15 protein-coding genes are annotated in these 21,940 nt (G+C 42.9%); 3 read left to right on the forward strand and 12 right to left on the reverse strand.

Annotated features, from left to right (window positions below; genetic code table 11):
- Positions 1-31 precede the first annotated feature (31 nt).
- The 4 genes from RMZ43_RS13855 to RMZ43_RS13870 all read right to left on the reverse strand — a co-directional run bounded on the left by RMZ43_RS13855 (position 32) and on the right by RMZ43_RS13870 (position 3,923).
- A complete protein-coding gene (locus tag RMZ43_RS13855) occupies positions 32-697 on the reverse strand; it encodes a class I SAM-dependent methyltransferase (protein WP_322647939.1) in 666 nt (221 codons plus the stop codon).
- Between the two features lie 769 nt (positions 698-1,466).
- The gene (locus tag RMZ43_RS13860; protein WP_322654807.1) at positions 1,467-2,399 is read right to left on the reverse strand and encodes an alpha/beta fold hydrolase; all 933 of its coding nucleotides are present in this window, start codon (positions 2,397-2,399) and stop codon (positions 1,467-1,469) included.
- 19 nt (positions 2,400-2,418) lie between these two features.
- On the reverse strand, positions 2,419-2,925 hold the full coding sequence (locus RMZ43_RS13865; RefSeq protein WP_322647936.1) for a DUF4112 domain-containing protein: 507 nt from the start codon (positions 2,923-2,925) through the stop codon (positions 2,419-2,421).
- Between the two features lie 92 nt (positions 2,926-3,017).
- Positions 3,018-3,923: a YihY/virulence factor BrkB family protein gene (locus RMZ43_RS13870; protein WP_322647935.1), complete on the reverse strand. Its 906-nt coding sequence runs from the start codon at positions 3,921-3,923 to the stop codon at positions 3,018-3,020.
- A gap of 162 nt (positions 3,924-4,085) precedes the next feature.
- On the opposite strand from RMZ43_RS13870, the gene RMZ43_RS13875 reads away from it, so the two are divergent.
- Positions 4,086-4,550, forward strand: a complete 465-nt coding sequence (locus tag RMZ43_RS13875; RefSeq protein WP_322654946.1) for a hypothetical protein — start codon at positions 4,086-4,088, stop codon at positions 4,548-4,550.
- A 146-nt stretch (positions 4,551-4,696) separates the two neighbouring features.
- On the opposite strand, the gene RMZ43_RS13880 is transcribed toward RMZ43_RS13875, so the two are convergent.
- From RMZ43_RS13880 to RMZ43_RS13895, 4 genes are all read right to left on the reverse strand, one after another.
- On the reverse strand, positions 4,697-7,171 hold the full coding sequence (locus tag RMZ43_RS13880; protein WP_322647933.1) for a GGDEF domain-containing response regulator: 2,475 nt from the start codon (positions 7,169-7,171) through the stop codon (positions 4,697-4,699).
- Positions 7,172-7,190: 19 nt separating this feature from the next.
- Complete coding sequence (locus RMZ43_RS13885) at positions 7,191-8,228, reverse strand: sensor histidine kinase (protein WP_322654806.1); 1,038 nt, start codon at positions 8,226-8,228, stop codon at positions 7,191-7,193.
- 144 nt (positions 8,229-8,372) lie between these two features.
- Positions 8,373-8,801, reverse strand: coding sequence for a response regulator (locus RMZ43_RS13890; protein ID WP_322647931.1), 429 nt, complete (start codon positions 8,799-8,801; stop codon positions 8,373-8,375).
- Between the two features lie 19 nt (positions 8,802-8,820).
- Entirely contained in the window at positions 8,821-10,314 is a 1,494-nt protein-coding gene (locus RMZ43_RS13895) for a sensor histidine kinase (protein ID WP_322647930.1), read from the reverse strand.
- Between the two features lie 741 nt (positions 10,315-11,055).
- Here RMZ43_RS13895 and RMZ43_RS13900 point away from each other — a divergent pair.
- Together RMZ43_RS13900 and RMZ43_RS13905 are read left to right on the forward strand one after the other, a co-directional pair.
- Positions 11,056-12,285: a tetratricopeptide repeat protein gene (locus tag RMZ43_RS13900; protein WP_322654805.1), complete on the forward strand. Its 1,230-nt coding sequence runs from the start codon at positions 11,056-11,058 to the stop codon at positions 12,283-12,285.
- Positions 12,286-12,700: 415 nt separating this feature from the next.
- Positions 12,701-13,696 carry a YgfZ/GcvT domain-containing protein gene (locus RMZ43_RS13905; protein ID WP_322654804.1) on the forward strand — a complete coding sequence of 332 codons (996 nt, stop codon included), beginning with the start codon at positions 12,701-12,703 and terminating at the stop codon, positions 13,694-13,696.
- A 5-nt stretch (positions 13,697-13,701) separates the two neighbouring features.
- Here RMZ43_RS13905 and RMZ43_RS13910 read toward each other — a convergent pair whose 3' ends face one another.
- From RMZ43_RS13910 to RMZ43_RS13925, 4 genes are all read right to left on the reverse strand, one after another.
- The gene (locus RMZ43_RS13910; protein ID WP_322654803.1) at positions 13,702-14,688 is read right to left on the reverse strand and encodes a DUF5331 domain-containing protein; all 987 of its coding nucleotides are present in this window, start codon (positions 14,686-14,688) and stop codon (positions 13,702-13,704) included.
- A gap of 55 nt (positions 14,689-14,743) precedes the next feature.
- On the reverse strand, positions 14,744-15,091 hold the full coding sequence (locus RMZ43_RS13915) for a (2Fe-2S) ferredoxin domain-containing protein (RefSeq protein WP_416212456.1): 348 nt from the start codon (positions 15,089-15,091) through the stop codon (positions 14,744-14,746).
- Positions 15,092-15,150: 59 nt separating this feature from the next.
- The gene (locus RMZ43_RS13920) at positions 15,151-16,125 is read right to left on the reverse strand and encodes a cysteine synthase A (RefSeq protein WP_322654802.1); all 975 of its coding nucleotides are present in this window, start codon (positions 16,123-16,125) and stop codon (positions 15,151-15,153) included.
- A 214-nt stretch (positions 16,126-16,339) separates the two neighbouring features.
- Positions 16,340-21,811, reverse strand: a complete 5,472-nt coding sequence (locus tag RMZ43_RS13925; protein ID WP_322654801.1) for an FG-GAP-like repeat-containing protein — start codon at positions 21,809-21,811, stop codon at positions 16,340-16,342.
- Positions 21,812-21,940 lie beyond the last annotated feature (129 nt).

Below are 21,940 nucleotides of genomic sequence, written 5' to 3' on the forward strand. Positions count from 1 at the left end.
TATATCAATACTAAGTTTGCATCAAACTGTATTAAGGTCGCTTGATGGCTAAAGTAAGCCCATCAGCAATGGGGACAAGGGAGAGCGTTACCCGTTCGTCATGATGTAACTTCTCGTTGAGCGCCCGGATAGCTTGGGTGCTTTCATCTCGATTTTCTGGGTTAGCAACTTGTCCTGACCATAAAACATTATCAATAGCAATCAATCCACCTGGACGCACTAATTGCAGCGATCGCTCATAATATCCATCATAATTTTCTTTATCAGCATCAATAAAAGCAAAATCAAATGTCTCGGCTTGCCCAGTTGCCAACAGCTGATCTAAAGTTTCTAAACCGGGTGCTAATCGTAGATCGATTTTATCGGCAACTCCAGCTTCTTGCCAATATCGGCGGGCGATCGCAGTAAATTCTTCACTTACATCAGCAGCGATTATCTTCCCATCAGGCGGTAGCGCCAAAGCTACAGAAAGTGAGCTATAACCAGTAAATACTCCAACTTCTAGGGTTTTCTTAGCTCCAATAAGCTGCACCAAAAGTCTCATAAACTGCCCTTGTTCTGGTGAAATCTGCATTCCACTTCGGGGATGGCTGGCGGTTTCTTGGCGCAACTTCAAAAGAATCTCCGGTTCCCGCAGCGAAACAGATAAAAGGTAATTATAGAGTTGGAGATCAAGACCTATAGACTGTTTTGGCATAGTAGGTGAGAGAATTTAAAGAATCTACAGTTATACTATCGCTTAAGAGTGGTTTATCAGGAATCCCCAGTCAGCTTAATCTCTATCGTCTTCGTCTGGGTCTGGTATTTGTATTTTTAGCTTTAAGAAATTCTTAGGATTTGGGAAGACTAACTTTATGTTGATGCGGTTATGGCTAGCCTATAGCAATGAAAATTTCTCACAAACTGGCAGGCGAGCAATTCCGAGATTTAAAAACTTGCCAAAATGGCAACCAAATTCTAATTAACCAAGTTAAATTGTACAAAGATAAACGACTTCAAGGGTTTTGTTATCAGGGACTACCACGTAAGCAAATTCCTTTTGTAAAACACTATTTACTAAGTGATTTACAAGAAAAAACTATCTCTACCAATTATTTGCAGAGGATTTTCATCAGCAGATAAATATTAATAATCAGGTTTGGTATTTGCTGCAACAGGAATATTAAATGCTTATGGGCGTTGTTGTTGAAGTACGCATTAAACCTAAAATAAGGGCAACGTCTGTATACATTCCTGTTCACTTCAGCAGCAAATAGCTGAGTGGGAGTTTGAAAGCTGACTGATACGCTTCCTCCCACTCTCTTTTTATTCTTCTATTGATAAATAAAGTTTTTCTGTCCGTAATTATGAATTATATCATGTCCGCCTAATTAGTTATAATTCCCGCATATATGCAAAAACGAGGAAAACTTCTTTCCCCCTGCTCCCCTGCGGTTTTAATGATAAGTCTTTCACCGAACACGATATTATTGGTCAGTATCCCGTAAAAAGTCAATAATCGCTGCATTCAATACTTCAGAAGCACCACTTGAGGCATCATGATAGCAGTTAGACAAAATTTGTAATTTAGAATTGGGAATATACTGATGCAATTTTTCACCATGACTAACAGGAAACCAACTATCTTGTTCACCCCACAAAACTAATGTAGGACACTTAATTTTACTTAGGCTATTTTGAATTTTGGTGAGCATATTAGGCTTATTTTCTTGCCAATTCTCAATTTCTCGCGCTGCTATTTGTAACTCTTCGGCGACTTTTGCAACTGTACCAGGTAGCTCAATAAATGGGTAAGTTATCCAATAGACATCTTCCTGTGTCAAAATTGACGGATCAAATAATACTCTACGTCTTTCTATCGCCATAATTTCTCTAAATAGAGGTGCAAACAAATATGCTAGACGTAAAGAATCAATTGTTTGTATTATTTCCAAAGGCGTTTGGGCAAGTAACCACATAGCCCAATGGGGTAGACGTTCGGCAAAAATAGGTACATTTACAACTATAAGCCGCCCGACTAACTGCGGATTTTCTTGAGCAATAGCAAGGGCAACCAATCCCCCCAACGATTCAGCCACTATCACTGCGGGTTCATCACATAATGCCTCAATAACTCTTTTAAACTCAATAACTTGATGACCGTTGTGTTCTCTACGCGACAATGGTTTTTCGGAAAAACCAAAGCATTTAGCATCAAAACAAATTACCCGAAAATATTTAGATAATGGTGCTATACTATGGCGCCAATTATAGCTCCAACTACCCATGCCATGTAATAAAATTAACGGTTTACCTTTACCTTTTTCGCCATAAGCAATTTGTACAGGATACCCTTGTGCATCAGTAATAATTAGACTTTGCCGCCCTTTAGGAAAAGTAGCTTGCCACCAATCTTTCATTCCGTTATTAATAAATAATTTAACTGCCAGTTAAGGCATTCCACAGCATTCTAACTAGTATTACTGGTAATGCTACTAAAACAATGGCAATCAGCAACAATCCTACCAAAACACCAAAGATAAACCACCTGTCTGCACTCTTTTGCTGACTAGGAAACTTTAAGTAATCTTCCAACAGCTTGATATTATTAGTATTAGCTCTCCAGGTAAAATCAAAAAAGTCTCCCAAAACTGGGACAGCGCCTACTAAGCCATCAATGATTACATTTAGAACCATTTTGCCTAAAGTGGCTCTAGATACACCCAGCCGCGCTGCTTCTAGGATGATGTAGCTAGAAAACATGATTCCCAAAAAATCACCACCAATAGGTATTAATCCTAAAATTGGATCTAGACCAAAACCAATCTGCGTACCAGGAATGGTAATAACGTTATCAAGCAGTCGGCTTAACTGACGTAGACGCTTCAAGGTGGGTGCTTTGGCATCGGGTTCAATCATCGAAAATCGAAAAGGAGAATCAGGCATGAAGGCGATCGCTAAGTTTGTCTTGAATCGTTAGACATTCTACTCCCCTATTGAACTTTTGCAAAAATTTTCTCAGAGATTTATAACGATATTTACAAATTAATATTTTTTACGAGATCCTGACGTGCTTTTGGGCGCATATCTTCACCGACAGTCACGTTCAACTGATCGCCGATTAACAGAACCGCAGCACTCATCAATAACCAAAGCATTAAAACTATCACAGCCCCTACTGCGCCATAGACTTTATTATAATTGCCAAAATTCGCCACATAAAGCCGAAATAGAGCTGACAATATCGCCCAGAAAACAGCTGCTAAAATTGCTCCAGGCATCATTGGCGTGCCTGAGTTCCACTGGCTTGGGCCATAGCGATAGACAAAGCTAAAGGCGACAGCAACAATGCTTAAAGCTAAAGGCCAGCGTAACAGTTGCCAAAGATGCAACAAGAAAATCAAAGAACTATTTCCACGCACTACCATTGCCAATAGAAAATCACTGGTAAACACTAAGAAAGAAGCCAACACTAAAAGCAACATAGTACCGACTGTTAATCCCAGAGAGACGAGCTTGGCTTTCCAAAAGGGACGGATGTTTTCTGAAGGAATTTGATGGATTTGGTCGAAGGCAGTCATAGCAGTACTCACCGCCCCAGAAGCAGTCCAAATTGCTAATACGAAGCTCAGAGAAAATAAACCACTGTTTTTGGAGCTGGTAATTTCTGTAGTGGCAAAATCACGAATCAGAGCCAAGGCTTGTTCTGGTAGAACTTGACTGAGTTGTGCCGCCAGTTGTTTAAAGGTAGCTTGTAAAGATTCTGCTAATAAGCCAATGGCTGTAACGATCGCAAGAATTGCCGGAAACAGGGATAACATAGCATTGAAGGCAATTTCCGAGGCGAGTCCAAAAAGTCGTCTTTCCATTGTCCTAGCAAAAGTTTTTTTGAGCGTGTGCCAATTGAGGTGGCGAAAGAAGCGTAAAAAACGAGGCTTTGGCATAATTTAGAGTTAAAACTGGTTAGCTTTATTAATTACTTTGCCAAATTTTGCGTAGCGATCGCATTTATCTTTTTTCCGCAATACTACTTAGTAGGGAGTGGGGGGAGCAGGGGGAGCAGAGGAGGCAGGGGAAGAAAACTAATGACAAATGACAAATTATTTATGAATCAAGATTTAACACAAGAGTGGTTGACCGAAATCCAAACAATCAAAGAGCAGATGGCGGCACTTCAGAGCGATCGCGATGCTGCTTGGGAAAGCGCCCAAAAATGGCGTCAGCTTTACAACACAGAAGCAGAACAACGGCGCACAGATGCCCAATTGTCCCAACAGGCGATCGCATCCCTCAAGGCAGAATTGCATAAACTCCAGGGTCTTGAGATGGAAACACTGGCTCCTGGAACGCCAGTAACAGCAATCCAACAAGAAATAGAACAACTAAAATCTGTAGAGGAATTGCAAGATAAACTCATCAGCGTAATCAAAGAACGCGATCGCCTCTTGCAAGCTTTGAAAACTGAGCAGGATAACCACGCTCAAACCCGCAATAGCCTTACTACTGCTTTGGGTGATGCTATTGATAGCTTGACACAGGAACGAGCCAAAGGAGAAACAGAGAGTAAATAAGGGACTTTCAAATAAAAAAATAATCAATAGTTTTGGAAGGCAGGGGGAGAAAAAATTGGATAGTGATGTTGGATATAAAAATTGAATAATTTAATTCTTGGATGGGATGTCCCTAACCTACCGCTAAATACTTAGGCTTTGTAACGCTATTCTTGTCTCGGCTGAATGCCAGATGCAAGTAATGTTTCTATCGATTTACTATCTAAAGGTTTGGAGAAGAAATATCCTTGTGCGTGCTTGCATTTCATGGCTCTAAGTAGTGCCAGTTGCTCTACAGTTTCTACGCCCTCTGCTATTACATCTATATTTAGACTCTGAGCTAGGGTGATGATCGCTTGAACAATCTCCAAGTTTTCGCCGTTAGCACCAATTTTGGTAACAAAAGAACGATCAATCTTCAAGGCATTACTTGCAAAGCGGTGCAGATAACTCAAGGATGAATAGCCTATACCAAAATCATCTAAGTGTATTTGGATATTCATCTCTTGCAGTTGCAAGAGCATAAAAGTTGCTGATTGAATATTTTCCATCAGTACGCTTTCGGTAATCTCCAGCTTTAAATTGCTGCCTTCCAGACCAGTCTCTTGCATAATTTGGCAAATTTGCTCAATTAGCCCAGGCTGTGAGAATTGTTTAGTGGAAAGATTTACACTAATTGTCAAGGGTGGGTCAATAGGAAATTGTATTTGCCAAGCATGCATCTGCCGACAAGCTTCGCGCAGTACCCAATAACCAATAGGGATAATCAACCCAGTTTCTTCCGCTAGTGGAATAAAGTTGTCTGGAGGAATTAATCCCTGTTGTGGGTGCTGCCAGCGAACAAGAGCCTCAAAACCAATAATTTTGTAAGTTTCTAACAATACAATTGGCTGGTAGTAAACCTGAAACTCCTGGCGTTCAACTGCCCGCCGTAGATCCATCTCTAACTCTAATTGCTCCGTTGCTTGCCTGTACATGCTTGAGTCAAATATCTCATGGCGTGCCTTACCTAATGCCTTAGCGCGATACATTGCAATATCAGCATCGCGCAGTAGTTCTTCTGGTAGGTTGTAATTACCCTTATTTAAAGCGATACCAATGCTGACGGTGGTAAATACCTCATATCCACTGAGTTGGAATGCAGATGTCAGAGCTTCGTGTATCCGCTCCACTACGCCTGTTACGTCATTGATATTGTTGAGATCCTCAAGCAAAATCGTAAACTCATCTCCCCCTAGACGCGCAACCGTATCTCCAGCACGTAGGCAGCTTTCTAGTCTGCGAGCAAGGGCAGTTAGTAGTTGATCGCCAATTGTATGGCCAAGACTGTCGTTAACAACTTTGAAGCGATCTAGGTCTAGAAAGAGAACAGCAAATGTATAGTTCGCACGTCGTTTTGACAGCATCAGCGCCCGTTCTAGTCGTTCCATAAATAAGGCGCGGTTTGGCAGACCCGTTAATATATCGTGAAAAGCGTCATAAATTAATTGCGCCTCTGCAAGTTTTAGGGCAGTAATGTTGCGAGAAATACTCAAAACACAATATACTGAGCCATCGCTAGCGAATTCAGGCACAAGACGGATATGGTAATGTTTTGTTTCCTGAGCGATCGCTAAACTGCATTCAAACTCCGTCTCTTGCTTAGTTTGGAAAACTTGCTGGAGTTTGCGATCGCATATCCGGCAAAATTCGTCTGGCAGATTTAACTCTGTGTTTGTTTTGCCAATAAATGTTTCGGCTGAGATTCCTGTAACATTTTCAATAACTGGATTAACGTAAACGTAGCGCAATTGAGTGTTAAATCTGGAAATAATATCAGGTGCATTTTCAACTAATGCTTTAAATTCTTGCTGACGACGCGCTAGTGCCTTCAATATTTGCTGACGCTCGGTAATATCCTGAAAAACGCAAACTGCACCCGTGATGTTACCGTTGTCATCTTTAATCGCTGCAACACTATCATCAATTGGGATTTCTGTACCGTTTTTAGTAATAAGTATCGTTTTTTCTGGTAGACCGACATTAACGCCAGATTGAAGGACTTGCTTGATCGGACTTTCAATTGTTATCCGAGTTTCTTCATGAGCAATATTAAATATTTCTGTTGCTTCTTTACCAAAGGCATCAGAATAATTCCAACCCGTCAGCCCTTCTGCCATAGGATTCATAAAAGTTACATTTCCAGAGGCATCGCTAGTAATGACAGCATCTCCAATACTTTTAAGTACAGTAGTCAACCATTGTTCATTCTGTTTTAACTTTTTTTCTGTTCGATGTTTAGAAAGTGTAATTTCAATAGTGAACTTTAATTCCTTTTCTTTGAAAGGCTTGAGAATGTAGCCAAATGGCTCTGTTTCCTTTGCTCGATTCAATGTTGATTCATCTGCATTAGCGGTAAGATATATTACTGGAATTTTAAAAATATTATGAATTATTTGAGCGGCCTCCACACCGTCCATCTTTCCTTTGAGATGAATATCCATTAAAACTAAATCTAGAGAATCATTTGCTGCTTTTTTAATAGCTTCTTCTCCAGAATCGGCAAGCCCCATAACAGTGTATCCAAATTTTCTTAGCCGATTTTGTATATCCATTGCTACGATTATTTCATCTTCAACAACTAATATATTTACTGGATTCATGATTTTTAAGCTTATAGCTTTATAAATTCTTAGTCGGGAATATAATTTTATACTCTACTCCGTTATAGCTGATAAAATCGATATTGCCCTGTAGCTGATGTGTTAGACCTTTGACTAATCGCAAACCTAACGATTCTGTAGCTTGAAAGTCAAAATTTTGGGCAAAACCGACACCATTATCACTGATAGTAAGTTTAAATAAATTTGCTTCTATGGAACAAAATTCAATACAAATTTCTCCTAATTCTCTTTGAGGAAAGGCATATTTTAGTGAATTTGAAATAAGCTCATTGATAATCAAGCCACAAGGAATAGCTGCATCAATGGCTAAAAAAACCTCCTCAACGTTCATTTTTAAGGTAATAGCACTGGAATTAACGTTATATGAATAAAATAAATTAGTTACTAAATCTTGGATATAATCAGCAAAATTAATCTTTGCCAAGTCTTGAGATTGATATAGTTTCTCGTGGATCAAAGCCATTGAGTCAATCCGGTTCTGGCTATCTTTGAATACCTCAAGGGCTTGATTATCCTTGAGATACTCTGCTTGCAGGTTGAGCAGACTAGAAATAATCTGCAAATTATTTTTTACTCGATGATGAATTTCTTTTAATAGCACCTCTTTTTCTTGAAGCGATGCTTTAATCTGCTCCTCTGCTTGTTTACGCTCTCGTCTCACCTGTGCCTCACGTAACTCGCGGGCAACAGCAGGGATAAGTCGTGCTAAATTGCCTTTGATAATGTAGTCATGGGCACCAGCTTTCATGGCTGCTACTGCGGTATCTTCACCAATAGTGCCTGAGACAATAATAAATGGCAAGTCAAGTACACTTTCCTTGACTTGCTTCAATGCAGCAGGGGCGCTAAAGGTGGGCATAGAATAATCGCATATGACGATATCCCATATTTGCCCAGCGATCGCAGCTTTCATAGCTGTGGGCGTATCAATCCGTTCAAAGGTTACTTGATAGCCACCACGTTGCAGTTCACGCAGCACCAACAAAGCGTCATCTTCTGAATCCTCAACAAGTAACACGCGCAGTGGTATACCCATGTAATTCGTAATTCGCAATTAAGAAAGTTAGCCTTGGACTCTAGCCGCATTTTGAAGGACTGGTATAACGGACTTCCAAGAAATAAATTATCCAATTTCACCGAATTAAAAGGATTTTCTCTCCCTCTGCTCCCTGCCCCCTGCCTATACCCTTGGCGGTGATTCGTTTAACACAAACCAGTACAATCCTAGTTGTCGCACTGCTTCACTGAATTGAGAAAAGTCTACTGGTTTACGAACATAGCTGTTGGCACCTAAGCTATAACCATTGATTAAGTCTTGCTCCTCTTTGGAGGAAGTGAGAATGACGACGGGAAGGATTTTTGTCCTGTCGTCGGTTCGCAGGTGTCGCAAAACTTCCAAACCATCCATTTTAGGCAACTTCAAATCTAGCAGGATAAGATTCGGCATAACGCTCATGTCGCGATCGGCGTATATACCTTTACCAAACAGATAATCTAGGGCTTCTACCCCATCGCGTGCCACTATTACCTCGTTCATAATATTGTTTTTCTTGAGTGCGCGTAGGGTTAGCGCTTCATCATCAGGATTATCTTCTACAAGTAAAATCATGTTGTGTGTTCTCCTATAGTTAAAGGGTGAAGTAAAATGTTGCGCCTTGCTCTACTGCACTTTGCGCCCAGACACGGCCACCATGACGGTGGATAATGCGTTGCACAGTAGCTAGTCCGATGCCAGTGCCTTCAAACTCAGTCATGGCGTGTAGGCGCTGAAAAGCACCAAAAAGTTTATCAATATAAGCCATATCGAAGCCTGTGCCATCGTCACGGACAAAATACACATGGGTGTCATCTTGCTGCAAAAGCCCAAATTCTATGCGTGCTTTTTGATTTTTTCCTGTAAACTTCCACGCATTTCCCAGCAGGTTTTCTAGCACGATCCGTAAAAGATGAGTATCACCATTGGCAACCAATCCCGGTGTAATTACAAACTCTACTTGGCGTTCTGGTTGTGTTCTGTGCAACTCTGTGGCGATCGCTTCCACCAATGCGCTCAGATCCACCTTTTCGTAACGCATCTCACTACGCGTTAGTCTTGACAGATTCAGTAAATCGTCGATCAGTTGTGCCATTCGCTGGGTGGCTGCACGCACTCGCTGTAGGTAATTTTGCCCTAGTGCGTCAAGGTTATCACTATAATCTTCTAGTAGCGCTTGGCTAAAGCCGTCGATGCTCCGTAAGGGGGCCCGCAGATCGTGAGATACAGAATAACTAAATGCTTCCATTTCTCTATTAGTGGCTTCGAGTTGTGCTGTACGTTCTGCAACTCGCCCCTCAAGCTCGGCGTTCAAGCGCAGAATCTCTGACTCTGCCTTTTTACGCTCATTAATTTCAGTTTGCAATTCTTCGTTAGTGTTTCTCAGTTCGGCAGTCCGTTTGCTAACTTCTATTTCTAACTCATCACGAGCTTTTTGCAGAGAATTTTCCATCCGCTTGCGTTTGAGAAGTTCCTGATTGGTAATCATCGCTGCTAAACCGACGATCGCAGAAGCGATAACGCTGCCAAAAATAGTTAGCAAAGTTGCTTGATGAGCGCTGATGTTCGCCTCTCTCGACCTCTGTTTCAACAACTCATTCTCTTCTTTCTCCATATCTGTAGTCAGCATTCGGATGTCCTCCATAACCTGCTGACCTTGATCTGTCTGAATTATTTGCAGCGCAGATTCTAAATTTTTGCTCCTGGCGTTAATTGCCTGTTCCATCAAAACTAGTTTTTTGGCAACCAGGGGTTCAAGGCGATCAAGCCGCCGTTGTTGACTGGGGTTATCCGCAGTCAATTGGCGCAAAGTCTTAATTTTCTGAGTAATCTCGCTAGTTGCAGTGCGATAGGGTTCTAGATACCGTTCTTTACCTGTGAGAATATAGCCTCGTTGTCCAGTCTCTGCATCTTTGATTTGTGACATTACTTCTTTAGTTTTGTCCAGCACCTCGCGTGTATGTGTTACCCATTGAGCATTTTCTCTATACTGAAGCAAACTAAGATACGAAACTACGCCAACACCAGTCATAATTGCGACTGCTATTACAAAACTGCCCGTATTCTTTTTGTAAATAGCCCATTCCATTTTTTACCTTCCTAGTTGAAAAAGTAGCTGCTGACTAAATTGGTAAAAACGGTGAGCCACCTCTGTAGACGGGTAACACCTATTAGTGCAGCGTTAGCGACCTTAGAAAATCCTTACCTCTACCTCTAAGCAAGCTACGCGTTAGCGTCGTACCGCACAGAAGGAGAAGGTTGACTAGCAGCCCGAGTCCAAGCGGCTATATCTTCGTTCCAACCAAACAAGACCCATGAAAAAATTGGCTTGCTGAATAAGAAAACCGATATAGAGACGCGATATATCGCTTCTCTACCTCTTGATTCATGTCTAAATCAGTAATGCCAAAAGTTTTTCACAGTACTACTCGTCATAGTCGTGCTAACTGATACCAAGTTTCTTAACTTCAAGAGCAAATTAGCTCTAATAAAGGATACCTATATTTAGTTAATTATTGGGAGCGTATATTTCCTGACTCATGGGAAGACAAATAATAAACTTTATTAAATTATTCAGTATATCCCGTAAGTATTTTCAATAGATTCTCGCTTGCATAAATTATGTAAACATGATAAACAAACCCATCAATTACACTTAAAAACCTTTGTCTATACTAGCTTGATATTAGCTTGATTGCTTTAGTATTTAGAATAAATAGAGACATAAAGCAATGTCAGTGACGCTTCGGAATTGCTGGAATAAGGTAAAAATAATAGGGTATGGGGATAATTAACTTATGCAACCAACTCAAGGCAAGGTAAAGTACACATGTTTAGGCGTTTAATTGTGATTGTTACTGCTGCTATGCTTTTTAGCAGTTCCTTGACGCTGGCACAAACTAAAAACCCCAAAGTACCGGATAAATTTCCTCCTAATCCCCTAGAAATTACCACACCCGATCCACTGCTACCACGTTCGCCCAAAGATAAACAGCCGTTAACTCTCCAAGAACAGCAAAAGTTAGAATCGGCGCTGGATGTCTTAAATCAAGAAGCAGCAGCAAAACTGCAAGCAGGAGATCAAGTGGCGGCGTTTGAAATTTGGAACCGGGAACTTCGTTTGCGCCGCTTTTTAGGTTCATTAGCAGAGGTGCAAGCACTATCACGAGTCGGGGCGATCGCCTGGAAGCAAAATGATGCACAAGAAGTACAATATATTACGCAGCGATTGCAAGCAATTCAAAAGCAGGCACAATCTCAGAAAACAACTGCCCCAATTGATCTAGAATTGTGGCGATCGCTAGGTCAAGCTTATCAAAATGTGCGATCGCCTAAACTAGCTGCGGAAGCTTACGACCAAGTTTTGCTAGTGGTACGGCAACAAAAAGATACAACAGCACTCATAGAAACACTCAAGACAATTGGAGAAGTGCATTTGAGTTGGTTTGATTATCCCAAAGCTGCGCCAATCTACGAGGAATTATTGAGTTTAGCTACATCTGTTGGCGAACGTGTAAATGAGGTAACATATCTGCGACAGTTGGCTGAAATTTACGATTGGACAAGCCAACCACAGCAGTCATTGAATGTACTTAATAAACTAGTAGAAATTTACGTTGGTGAAAATAATCTTACTGAAATACCACAATTAAAGCTAGCGATCGCTTCAGATTACGAATCTCTAGCAAAGAAAGATCCTAACTTACTGCTAGAAGCTTTTAATAATTATCAAGAAGCTTATACTACTGCTTGGCAATTAAAGGAATACGTTCGTGCTGGTGAAGCTTTGCAGAAGTTAATTGCGCTGTACCGTTCTCAAGGACAAACAGAGGAGGCTTTGCAAGCTAGCCAAATTCTTGTGGAGACAGAGACGCAAGCCGCCAATTTTTACGGGCTGATGCAAGCTTATGACCAAATTGGACAATTGTATCTAGAACGCAAAGAATTTCCTCAAGCACTAACAGCTTTTCAGAAAGGGTTAGAAGTAGCGCAACAACTTAAACATGAGGAAGCATACTTTGCTGGGCAAATTAAAAAAGTCTCGAAAGAAAATTTTTAATAGCAATTATGTATGAAGATGTACAGAATATTAAACGAACCGCCAAGAATAGAGAGTTACTCATTTAGTACAGCTTCACATTAAATTGGTATCAATTACAATGTAATTTTGAAAACCAGCGTAGGCGCAGCCCGCCCTTGGCATCGCCTTGCCATTGAAGCCGCAAACGCTTATACCAATTCTCCAAAAGGATGCAACAGACATAAATCACGAAAGTCTTACTGCATCTAAGTTTCTTAATTGCGTTAGCCAAGCAGGGCGAAGTCCATTACGTTAGCGCAGCGTTAGCGTTCGCGTAGCGTCTCGTAGAGAGGAACGAGCGTCATTGCGAATTACGAATTGCGAATTGCGAATTGGTATTATTTGCTAAGATTTTCAGTGCGACAACATTGAAACAGGGCAACTTCTCATCACTATGCCAACATCTACAATTGACGATAAAGATGCAGCAGCTATCCAAGCTGCCAGAGTTGGGGTTGCAATATGCGATCGCACCGCCTGGGGACGTATTAAAGTAGCTGGCGACGATCGCCTCAATTTCTTACACAACCAAAGCACTAACAATTTCCAAATACTCAAGCCTGGGCAAGGTTGCGATACTGTTTTCGTGACTTCTACAGCCAGAACAATTGATTTAGCAACCGCCTACGTTAGAGAAGATGCAGTAATCCTGCTAGTTTCACCCAACCGCCGCCAATATCTCATGGAATGGCTGGATAAATATATTTTCTTTGCCGATAAGGTGGAATTATCTGATATTACAGAATACACCAATACTTTTAGCCTTATTGGCCCAGGAAGTGACGCTGTTTTAGAAAAGTTGGGTATTGGCGAACTTATTGGGCAACCTTACGGTAGTCATAAAGTATACACAATTGCTCCGGCTGAAGGGGTACGGATTGCTGTGGGTAGTGGGTTAGCGGCTCCCGGATATACCTTAACTTTCCCCTATACTGACAAAGAAACGGTGTGGAATAAATTGTTAGAAGTTGGGGCAGTAGAAATGAGCGATCGCGCTTGGGATGCCTTGCGAATCTTACAAGGCCGCCCCGCCCCAGATGCTGAACTTACAGATGATTACAATCCTTTAGAAGTTGGTTTGTGGCAAACAATTTCTTTTAATAAAGGTTGCTATATTGGGCAAGAAACCATTGCTCGATTAAATACATATAAAGGTGTAAAACAACACCTTTTGGGTATACGCCTCAGTGCCCCTGCTTCAGTTGGAAGTGCGATCGCAGTTGGAGATGAAAAGGTCGGCAAACTTACTAGTTACACAGAAACGGCTGATGGTTACTTTGGACTAGGTTACATTCGCACTAAAGCTGGTGGCGTGGGGTTGAAAGTCAAAGTGGGAGAAACTGAGGGTGAAATTATAGAAATTCCGTTTGTTTCTCACGATTACCCATAAGTAATTCAAGTCAAAATATCTTCTTCTTTATTCCTAGCGCCGTAACAAAATTCATCTATCCAAGAAGCTATACTACGGGCATTAGTGGTTTCTAGATTCACTTTGCTCTTAACATCTTCTGGTTGAATATTCGGCTGTTTCCCGTTGCTTTTAATCTCAGTAGTAATTGCTAGCGATGCTTCTGAAGGGAGCCGCCCAAGGGGTGATGTCTGACGACAAGCTGCAAAGCAGCTACGGACTGGTTTACCATTACTATTAATGTCAGTGGTAATTGCCAATGATGCGCTCACAGGGATTCGGACAGGTGGCGCGTTGCTTTTAACCTCGGTAGCTAATGCCACAGATGGCATAGTTTTGCCTTTATTGTTAACCTCACTGGTCATTGTCGCCGATCCTCTTGAAGGTAACTGACCAGAGTGCCAGCGTACTGTTTGATGTTCCCTTGGCAAACCAGAGGATGGCGTTTTTGCCGGAGTGTCTGGAGCAATTTTAGTTGCAGCTACTACCAACTCTGGTTTGCGTGTGCGAACTACTTCAGTGTTAGCTGTAATTGATGACACAAGTTCATCAGTGCGTGACAAGTTGGAATCTAGAGTCTTGGCAAGAGAATGAGAGTTAATCTGGCTGGCAGTTACAACCGATGACAGATGTTTATCCTCAGAATGCTTCTCATCTGGCGACTCACTATCAACTTGGGTTATAGCCATAGAATGGTCTAATTTTATTAAACGTAACTCTTCATCAGGATTGAAGTTAAGACCTAAAGCGGCGACTATTTTATCTGGATCGTTATTCAGATCCAGCATAAAAGCAAGTATTTCATCAAACTGGGGTTCTAAAACAGACAGTGTTGCCAAAATAAAACCGGACAAAGGACGGCGCAGACCATCGTAAGTGCCCCAAATTCGTATTTTGACCAGCCAGGAAATATTTTGCTCATAGTAACTCAGCCACTTTTGTTTTAAGGATTGACGCAGCTGTTGGATATTCATTGGATACCTCACTTCAGTCAACAATATTGCAGACATTGATATTGAAAACTTGGCTTTATTTCTGGTGATGAAACCGATAATAGAGCATCTGTTGGACTCTTTGACCACCTAGCAAATGATTTTCTATCAGTAGAGATACTTCATGGGGTTGAACGCCGCTATACCAGACCATATCGGGTAATACCAGCACCATCGGCCCATTGCCGCATTGTCCTAAACAGCTGCTAGCCATTACCGATACACCAGGGATTGGCAAAGCTGTAAAAGCTGCTAAAACTTTAACTGCACCTTGCTTTTTGCAAGTGCGATTTTGACAAACCCGCACACATTTAGGAGAAGAGGGTTGGTCTATTGTGGGGAAGCTTGATGGTTGAGTTGTCATTTGTCCTTTGTCCTTTGTCATTTGTCATTTGTCATTCGTCACTTGTCCTTTGCTAATGACCAATGACTAATGACCAATGACTAATGTATTGAAAGTCCTTTTGAGGCTAGCCATTCAGGGTTGAATATCCGCGACTGATAGCGGGAACCACTATCACATAAGATGGTGACAATGGTATGTCCTGGCCCCAACTGCTTTGCTAGGGCGACAGCTGCCCCAACATTAATACCTGTTGAACCGCCCATTAATAGTCCATCTTTCCTTAGCAATTGGTAAACTACTCGTAAAGCTTCTTGGTCATCGATTTGGATGGCATCATCAGCAGGTGCGCCTTCCATATTGGCTGTAACGCGACCGTTACCAATGCCTTCAGTGATAGAACTTCCTTCTATATGGATTTCGCCAGTTTTGACATAGCTATAAAGTCCACTACCCAATGGATCGGCAACAACGCATTTAATTGCCGGATTTTGTTCTTTCAAGTACAAGGCCACACCAGCATAAGTACCACCAGTACCAGTTGCAGTTGTCCATGCATCTATTTTACCATCTGTCTGTGTCCAAATTTCTGGCCCTGTGGTTTCGTAGTGGGCGCGGCGGTTGGCTAAGTTATCAAACTGATTCGCCCAAATAGCGTTTTCCAACTCAGCAGCGACTCTGCCAGATAGCTTGACGTAGTTGTTGGGGTCTTTATAGGGTACAGCAGGGACGGGACGAACTTCTGCGCCTAGTGCTGTTAGTGCGTCTATTTTTTCTTGTGACTGAGTATCGGGAATAATAATTAGGCATTTGTAGCCTTTGGCGTTGCAAATATGCGCCAGCCCAATGCCAGTATTACCAGCAGTTCCTTCTACAACTGTGCCACCGGGTTTGAGTAAACCATTCTTTTCTGCGTCTTCGATGATATAAAGTGCGGCGCGGTCTTTGACGGAACCGCCAGGATTGAGAAATTCTGCTTTAGCGAGGATTTCACACCCTGTTTCTTCACTGAAGCTGTTTAAGCGAATCAGGGGTGTGTTGCCAACAGCACCGACGAAGCCATTCTTAATATCCATTTTGACTATACCTGTGTGAGTATCTATAAAAATTTTGGCTTATAGCGATCGCATAATTTACAACTAATTTGCCTAAAATCCTATAATGCCTATGAAAAGAAAGACGCGATGAATCGCGTCTCTACAAGGGGCGATCAAAAAAACGATCGCTACTTACACATTATGGTATCTTTGCGATTGCAGCATTTCGGATATCAGACGAGCGATACAATTGTTAAATTGTGGTTGCTAAATTAACTTTGATAATCACATCATTGAAATCCTTGTCGCCACCACCAGGCAAATCCTCAAAGCCAAAGGTGTTACTTGCTAACAGGCGAATGTGATCCGACTGATCAGAATTAGCACCCAAGAATGGAAAATAAACCGCCGGATCGTTATTAGAATTGTTATCTAAAAGCGCATCAGGACGACCATTAACAATAATAAAGGGAACAAAAATCGCACCGGGTTGAAAAGTACCACTGTAAGTAGCACTACTTTGGTTACTTACACTCAAATCAATACCAGCAACCCGATCACGCACAGCAGCCTGAGTATAACCAGCCTGTCCCGTGAGAATATCAGCATTGCCGTCGCCATTGGTATCAATTCCACCCTGAACATCAGTCACTTGATAGAAGCCGACGTAATTGTTGTAAGACGCCTCTCTATTAACGTTAAATTGAACCTTGACTGATTGTTTGATATCTCGCAAATCAATCACTTCCCCTTGGAATTTATCTTGGAGATTTGTACCTAAAGGTAAAGCTTGATCTGTCTGTTTAATTTTCACCACTAAAGCATTAAAATCTGTGGCACTGTTACCAGAAGCATCTTTCCAAGCGAGAGAGAAACCATCATCACCCAAATCTGTAATTTTTTGGGTTAAAACACTAGAAAACAGTAATTTTCCGATGGAGTTAGGATTATTGCGTACATCATCAAGCGTACCGTCTTGAACTAATAAGAATCTCAAACTCTGACCAGAATTCAATTCCAGCAGAGTGGTGAGATTATTGGTGTCAAATCCCTTAGGGATTTTAGCGATCGCTGATAAAATTACTTTTGACCGATCTATTGCTGCTTTGGCATAACCTTCAGCACCAGGGGCAATACCATTAATCGTACCTTTGGCATCATCAACAGTAAATAAAACCAGTTCATTCACCAGCTTAGAACTTTGTCCAGTGAGTTTGATTTCCAGTTTGACTTTGGCATCTTTACCTGTAATGTTAAAGACATCATCATCCGGGTTAGTGAGACGGCTGGGTGTTTCAACATTATTATTAACATTAATAGTCAATCCTTTCTCAAAGGTGAGATTACCATCATCAGTGGTACGAACGCGGATTTTGTAACTAGATTTAGTTTTAAAGTCTGGAGAATTGTTGATTTTGAGGCTATTGCCATCAATGGTGAAGGCATTATTATCAACATCGTCAATTCCCGAAACTAAGCTATAGGTGAAGGTATCTTCTGGATCTGGGTCAGTGCTGCTAAATGTGCCGATGACTGTTCCCGCTTGCACATTTGCATCGACATCTGTCTTACTCAATGCCAAATCTGTGGGTTTGTCATTAACATTGTTGACATTAACAACAAAGGCACGAGAAGTTACTTGCTCCCCATCACTGACATTGAGAGTGATTTTTGATTGACCATATTTAGTAGCAGCAGGTGTGACAGTGATAGTGCGATCGCTTCCTGTACCACTAATCAAAATACCATTGTTGGGAATTAAATCTGGGTTAGATGAACTTGCTGTCACCGTCAGATTACTAGCAGCCGTTTCCGAGTCACCGATACTAAAAGGAATTTCGGCTGTGGCGGTATCCTGATCAATGGTTTGGTCGGGAATATCACCGCTAGTAGTAACTTTGACAAACGCTAAATTGCTATTTGTACCCGCAGATGGGGTATCGTCTCCAAAGAAGAGGAAATTGGGCTTTTCGTAGACATCAGGTATGGGAGCCGGTGTTACAGCAGCAGTGTAATCTCTTGCTTTACCTGTCAATTTGGCGACACCATCAGCAAATAGGGTGTAATTGTCGCCTAAAATTGCCAAATCGTAGTTGACTGCTGTTGTAGCGGTGTTAAAGTCCACCCTTTCGGCTTGGGTGAATAGGGTTTTGAATGGATTACCAGAAGTATCAGGTTCCAGAGACGGATCTTTTTGTGTTGTGCCGTCATCCTGAGCAAAAATCCGGTCAGTGAGGAACCCTAATTCAATACCCTTTTTGTCTTGATCGAGAACAATAACGCTAAATCCAGCCCGATCTGTTTCGGCATCATTATTCTTATCGGCAGTGGTAGCTAAAGTTTGAGAATTTACCTGTAACCCAAAGGAGACAACAAACCCAGTATTCCTATCAAGGGTAGGGAAGAAACTATTTAAAGGGTTAGGGGTTAAAGATGTTCCAGTGATACCGTAGTTGGTATAACCAGCATCGGCTGAATTATTGGTCGTTAAATTAGTTGTATTATTTGTAGCAGAAGTGGTCGCAGTACCAGGCTGTGCAATAACTTGATAAGCAAACCAAGGTGCATCTTTAGCTGCACCTGATTCTTCAGGTTTCTTACCAGTACTACCGTCGTAAAGAACTAGTGTATTGCCAACACTGGGTGCATCGTTGACAGCAGCCACTTTGACTGTTTTTGTTACAGCTGCACTTTTAGTTCCTGTGTCATCGGTTAAAACTATCTCTACAGTACGGTCAACAGTGGCAGGATTTTTAGAAGTGTTAGCAAAAGCAATATTACGTACTAAAGCTTGAGTTGCTGCTACAGTAGCGGCAGAATTCAGGTTAATGACTAAACTCTCAGTACCAATACCGCCACTAAAGTTACCAATTTTGGTGCTGCCGTAATAAATTTCCCTACCATCGAGGTTAATTTCAGTTCCCCCGGTGCCTTGATTGCGAATACTTAAGCGATCGCTTGCTGTCCCCCCACTAGCGAAGCGGACTGTGAGATTACCTGTATTGAAATTGGACGAGTCAGTATCGCTGACAGTTGCATTTAAATCTAAAACAGTTGCGGCGGAGTTTTCAGTATAGACAATACTATCACCAGGTAAGGTAATGACTGGGGCAACAGGTTCGGCAATTGTTAAAGTGGCACTGGGTTTAGCATTGAGTAGCACTGAGACATTATTGCTGTTAATGTTAGCAGCAGCCAAATCCAGCTTGCCGTCGCCGTTAAAGTCTCCCACTGTGACTGAAATAGGACTAGTGCCGACACTGAAGTTGGTGGCAGTGGCAAAACTGCCTGTGCCGTCGCCTAGTAGCATTGAGACATTATTGCTACTGACGTTAGCAGCCAAATCCAGCTTGCCGTCGCCGTTGAAGTCTCCTACTGTGACTGAAAAGGGACTAGTGCCGACGCTGAAGTTGGTGGCAGTGGCAAAGCTGCCTGTGCCGTCGCCAAGTAGAACTGAGACATCATTACTATTGATGTTAGCAGCAGCCAAATCCAGCTTGCCGTCGCCATTGAAGTCTCCCACTGTGACTGAAATGGGATTACTACCGACGCTAAAGTTGGTGGCAGTGGCAAAGCTGCCACTGCCGTTGCCTAGCAGCACTGAGACATTATTGCCATTGATGTTAGCAGCAGCCAAATCCAGCTTGCCGTCACCGTTGAAGTCTCCCACTGTGACTGATCGGGGATTAGTGCCGACGCTGAAGTTGGTGGCAGTGGCAGCTTTGCCACTGCCGTTGCCTAGCAACACTGAGACATTATTGCTGTCGATGTTAGCAGCAGCCAAATCCAGCTTGCCGTCGCCGTTGAAGTCTCCCACCCTGACTGAAATGGGACTAGTGCCGACGCTGAAGTTGGTGGCTGGTTGAAAATTGGCGGTGCTGTTGGCACCAAGAATGTAGTCTGGACTGGCTTCTAGGTTGACAGTGACAGTTTCGTTGGGGTCAGAGACTCCATCAGCGATCGCTTTGACTGTTAAGGTAGCGGTGGTTTGCCCGGCGGCGATGGTGAAAGTGTTGGCTGTGACATCGGTAATATTTGTACCTGCTGCCAAGGTGTAATCGGTGGTGGCGGTGGCGGTGCCTGTGGTGTTGAAGTTGACGACTAAACCACCAACTGGGGCAGGAGTATCGAGGCTAATGGTAAAAGTGCCATCTGTAACGCCTTCTTTGGGGCTGGTGCCTGCGGTGATGCTGATTTTGGGAGTAGTATTCAACAGCACTGAGACATTATTGCTACTGACGTTAGCAGCAGCCAAATCCAGCTTGCCGTCGCCGTTGAAGTCTCCCACTGTTACTGAACTGGAATTACTGCCAACGGTGAAGTTGGTGGCAGTGGCAAAGCTGCCTGTGCCGTTGTCTACCAGCACGGAGACTGTGTTGCCGTTAGCCATAGCCAAGTCCAGCTTGCCGTCGCCGTTGAAGTCTCCCACTGTGACTGAATTGATAACACTGCCAACCGTGAAGTCGGTGGCAGTACCAAAGCCGCCTGTGCCGTTCCCCAGCAGCACGGAGACTGTGTTGCCGTTAGCCACAGCCAAGTCCAGCTTGCCGTCGCCGTTGAAGTCTCCTACTGTGACTGAAGTGGGATAATTCCCAACGGAGAAGTTGGTGGCGGTGCCAAAGCCACCAGTGCCGTTCCCCAGCAGCACGGAAACTGTGCTACTGGTGTAGAAGTTAGGAGTAGCCAAGTCCAGCTTGCCGTCGCCGTTGAAGTCTGCCACTGTGACTGAAAATGGACCAGCGCCGACGGCGAAGTTGGTGGCGTTGGCAAAGCCGCCAGTGCCGTTCCCCAGCAGCACAGAGATTGTGCTGTCGTAGAAGTTAGAGATAGCCAAGTCTAGCTTGCCGTCGTTGTTGAGGTCTGCCACTATGACTGACCGGGAACCCTTGCCAACGGAGAAGTCGGTGGCGGTGTAAAAGGCGCCTGTACCATTCCCTAGCAGCACGGAGACTGTACCGTAGTAGTTGAGGTTAGCCACAGCCAAGTCCAGCTTGCTGTCGCCGTTGAAGTCTCCCACTGTGACTGAAAAGGGACTAGTGCCGACGGTGAAGTTGGTGGCAGTGTTAAAGCCACCTGTGCCGTTCCCCAGCAGCACGGAGACGGTGTTGCTGCCTTGGTTAGTCACAGCCAAGTCCAGCTTGCCGTCGCCGTTGAAGTCTCTCACTGTGACTGAACTGGGACTACTACCGACGGAGAAGTTGGTGGCGGTGTCAAAGGTGGCGAATACTCCGGGGTAGACTTCCCTAATTTCTGGTTGCAACGCTAGTGTAGAGGCGATTTGCCCGATCTTCATTTCTAGTTCCCAACTTCCCCCTTGTTGGGCGTTGCCAACTTTTTTATCTGAGGCGGCGATGTTTGCCCCAGTAAGTTGATGTAGCTGTTCTATAAAGGTTTTTCCCGTTTCTTCTCTGGCGACTTCACAGCCATAAATAAGGATTTCGGCAGCAAGCCATTGTTGTAGGTGCTGGCGATAGGTGTGGAGGTTGTCTAAATTTAGTTGACTACTACCTAGTTGCAAACTGCCGGAGCTACCGTGGGCAATTATCTGGATACTGGCTGCCGGATAGTTGTGGCAGAGGGCGCTGATTTGGGCAATACCGTCTTGGTCTTTGTTGAGGACAGTTACTTTGGCTGTGGGTATGATGCCTTGGACGAGTATTTGATGATCTTCAATTGCTGAGTCGATGATGACTAGGGTGTGCTTTGTGGTAGTTGCAGTTGTCATAATGTTTAAGTTTTTCCCTGTTTTGGTATTCATTTGACCTTGAGTAAAATTACTTAGTGGTCAGATCCCCAACTTCTCTAATAAGTCGGAGATATTAAAGCTCCCAGTAGGATTGCGGCGGCGAAGAGC

This window comes from Nostoc sp. CmiVER01, assembly GCF_034531135.2.
Classification (GTDB): Bacteria; Cyanobacteriota; Cyanobacteriia; order Cyanobacteriales; family Nostocaceae; genus Nostoc.

Bases quoted from the DNA above. Each gene is read 5' to 3' on its own strand.
- RMZ43_RS13890 (WP_322647931.1), bottom strand. From the start codon at position 8,801: ATGATTTTACTTGTAGAAGATAATCCTGATGATGAAGCGCTAACCCTA.
- RMZ43_RS13925 (WP_322654801.1), bottom strand. From the start codon at position 21,811: ATGACAACTGCAACTACCACAAAGCACACCCTAGTCATCATCGACTCA.
- RMZ43_RS13910 (WP_322654803.1), bottom strand. From the start codon at position 14,688: ATGAATATCCAACAGCTGCGTCAATCCTTAAAACAAAAGTGGCTGAGT.
- RMZ43_RS13880 (WP_322647933.1), bottom strand. From the start codon at position 7,171: ATGAATCCAGTAAATATATTAGTTGTTGAAGATGAAATAATCGTAGCA.
- RMZ43_RS13870 (WP_322647935.1), bottom strand. From the start codon at position 3,923: ATGCCAAAGCCTCGTTTTTTACGCTTCTTTCGCCACCTCAATTGGCAC.
- RMZ43_RS13875 (WP_322654946.1), top strand. From the start codon at position 4,086: ATGAATCAAGATTTAACACAAGAGTGGTTGACCGAAATCCAAACAATC.
- RMZ43_RS13865 (WP_322647936.1), bottom strand. From the start codon at position 2,925: ATGCCTGATTCTCCTTTTCGATTTTCGATGATTGAACCCGATGCCAAA.
- RMZ43_RS13885 (WP_322654806.1), bottom strand. From the start codon at position 8,228: ATGGGTATACCACTGCGCGTGTTACTTGTTGAGGATTCAGAAGATGAC.
- RMZ43_RS13905 (WP_322654804.1), top strand. From the start codon at position 12,701: ATGCCAACATCTACAATTGACGATAAAGATGCAGCAGCTATCCAAGCT.
- RMZ43_RS13860 (WP_322654807.1), bottom strand. From the start codon at position 2,399: ATGAAAGATTGGTGGCAAGCTACTTTTCCTAAAGGGCGGCAAAGTCTA.
- RMZ43_RS13855 (WP_322647939.1), bottom strand. From the start codon at position 697: ATGCCAAAACAGTCTATAGGTCTTGATCTCCAACTCTATAATTACCTT.
- RMZ43_RS13915 (WP_416212456.1), bottom strand. From the start codon at position 15,091: ATGACAAAGGACAAAGGACAAATGACAACTCAACCATCAAGCTTCCCC.
- RMZ43_RS13895 (WP_322647930.1), bottom strand. From the start codon at position 10,314: ATGGAATGGGCTATTTACAAAAAGAATACGGGCAGTTTTGTAATAGCA.
- RMZ43_RS13920 (WP_322654802.1), bottom strand. From the start codon at position 16,125: ATGGATATTAAGAATGGCTTCGTCGGTGCTGTTGGCAACACACCCCTG.
- RMZ43_RS13900 (WP_322654805.1), top strand. From the start codon at position 11,056: ATGTTTAGGCGTTTAATTGTGATTGTTACTGCTGCTATGCTTTTTAGC.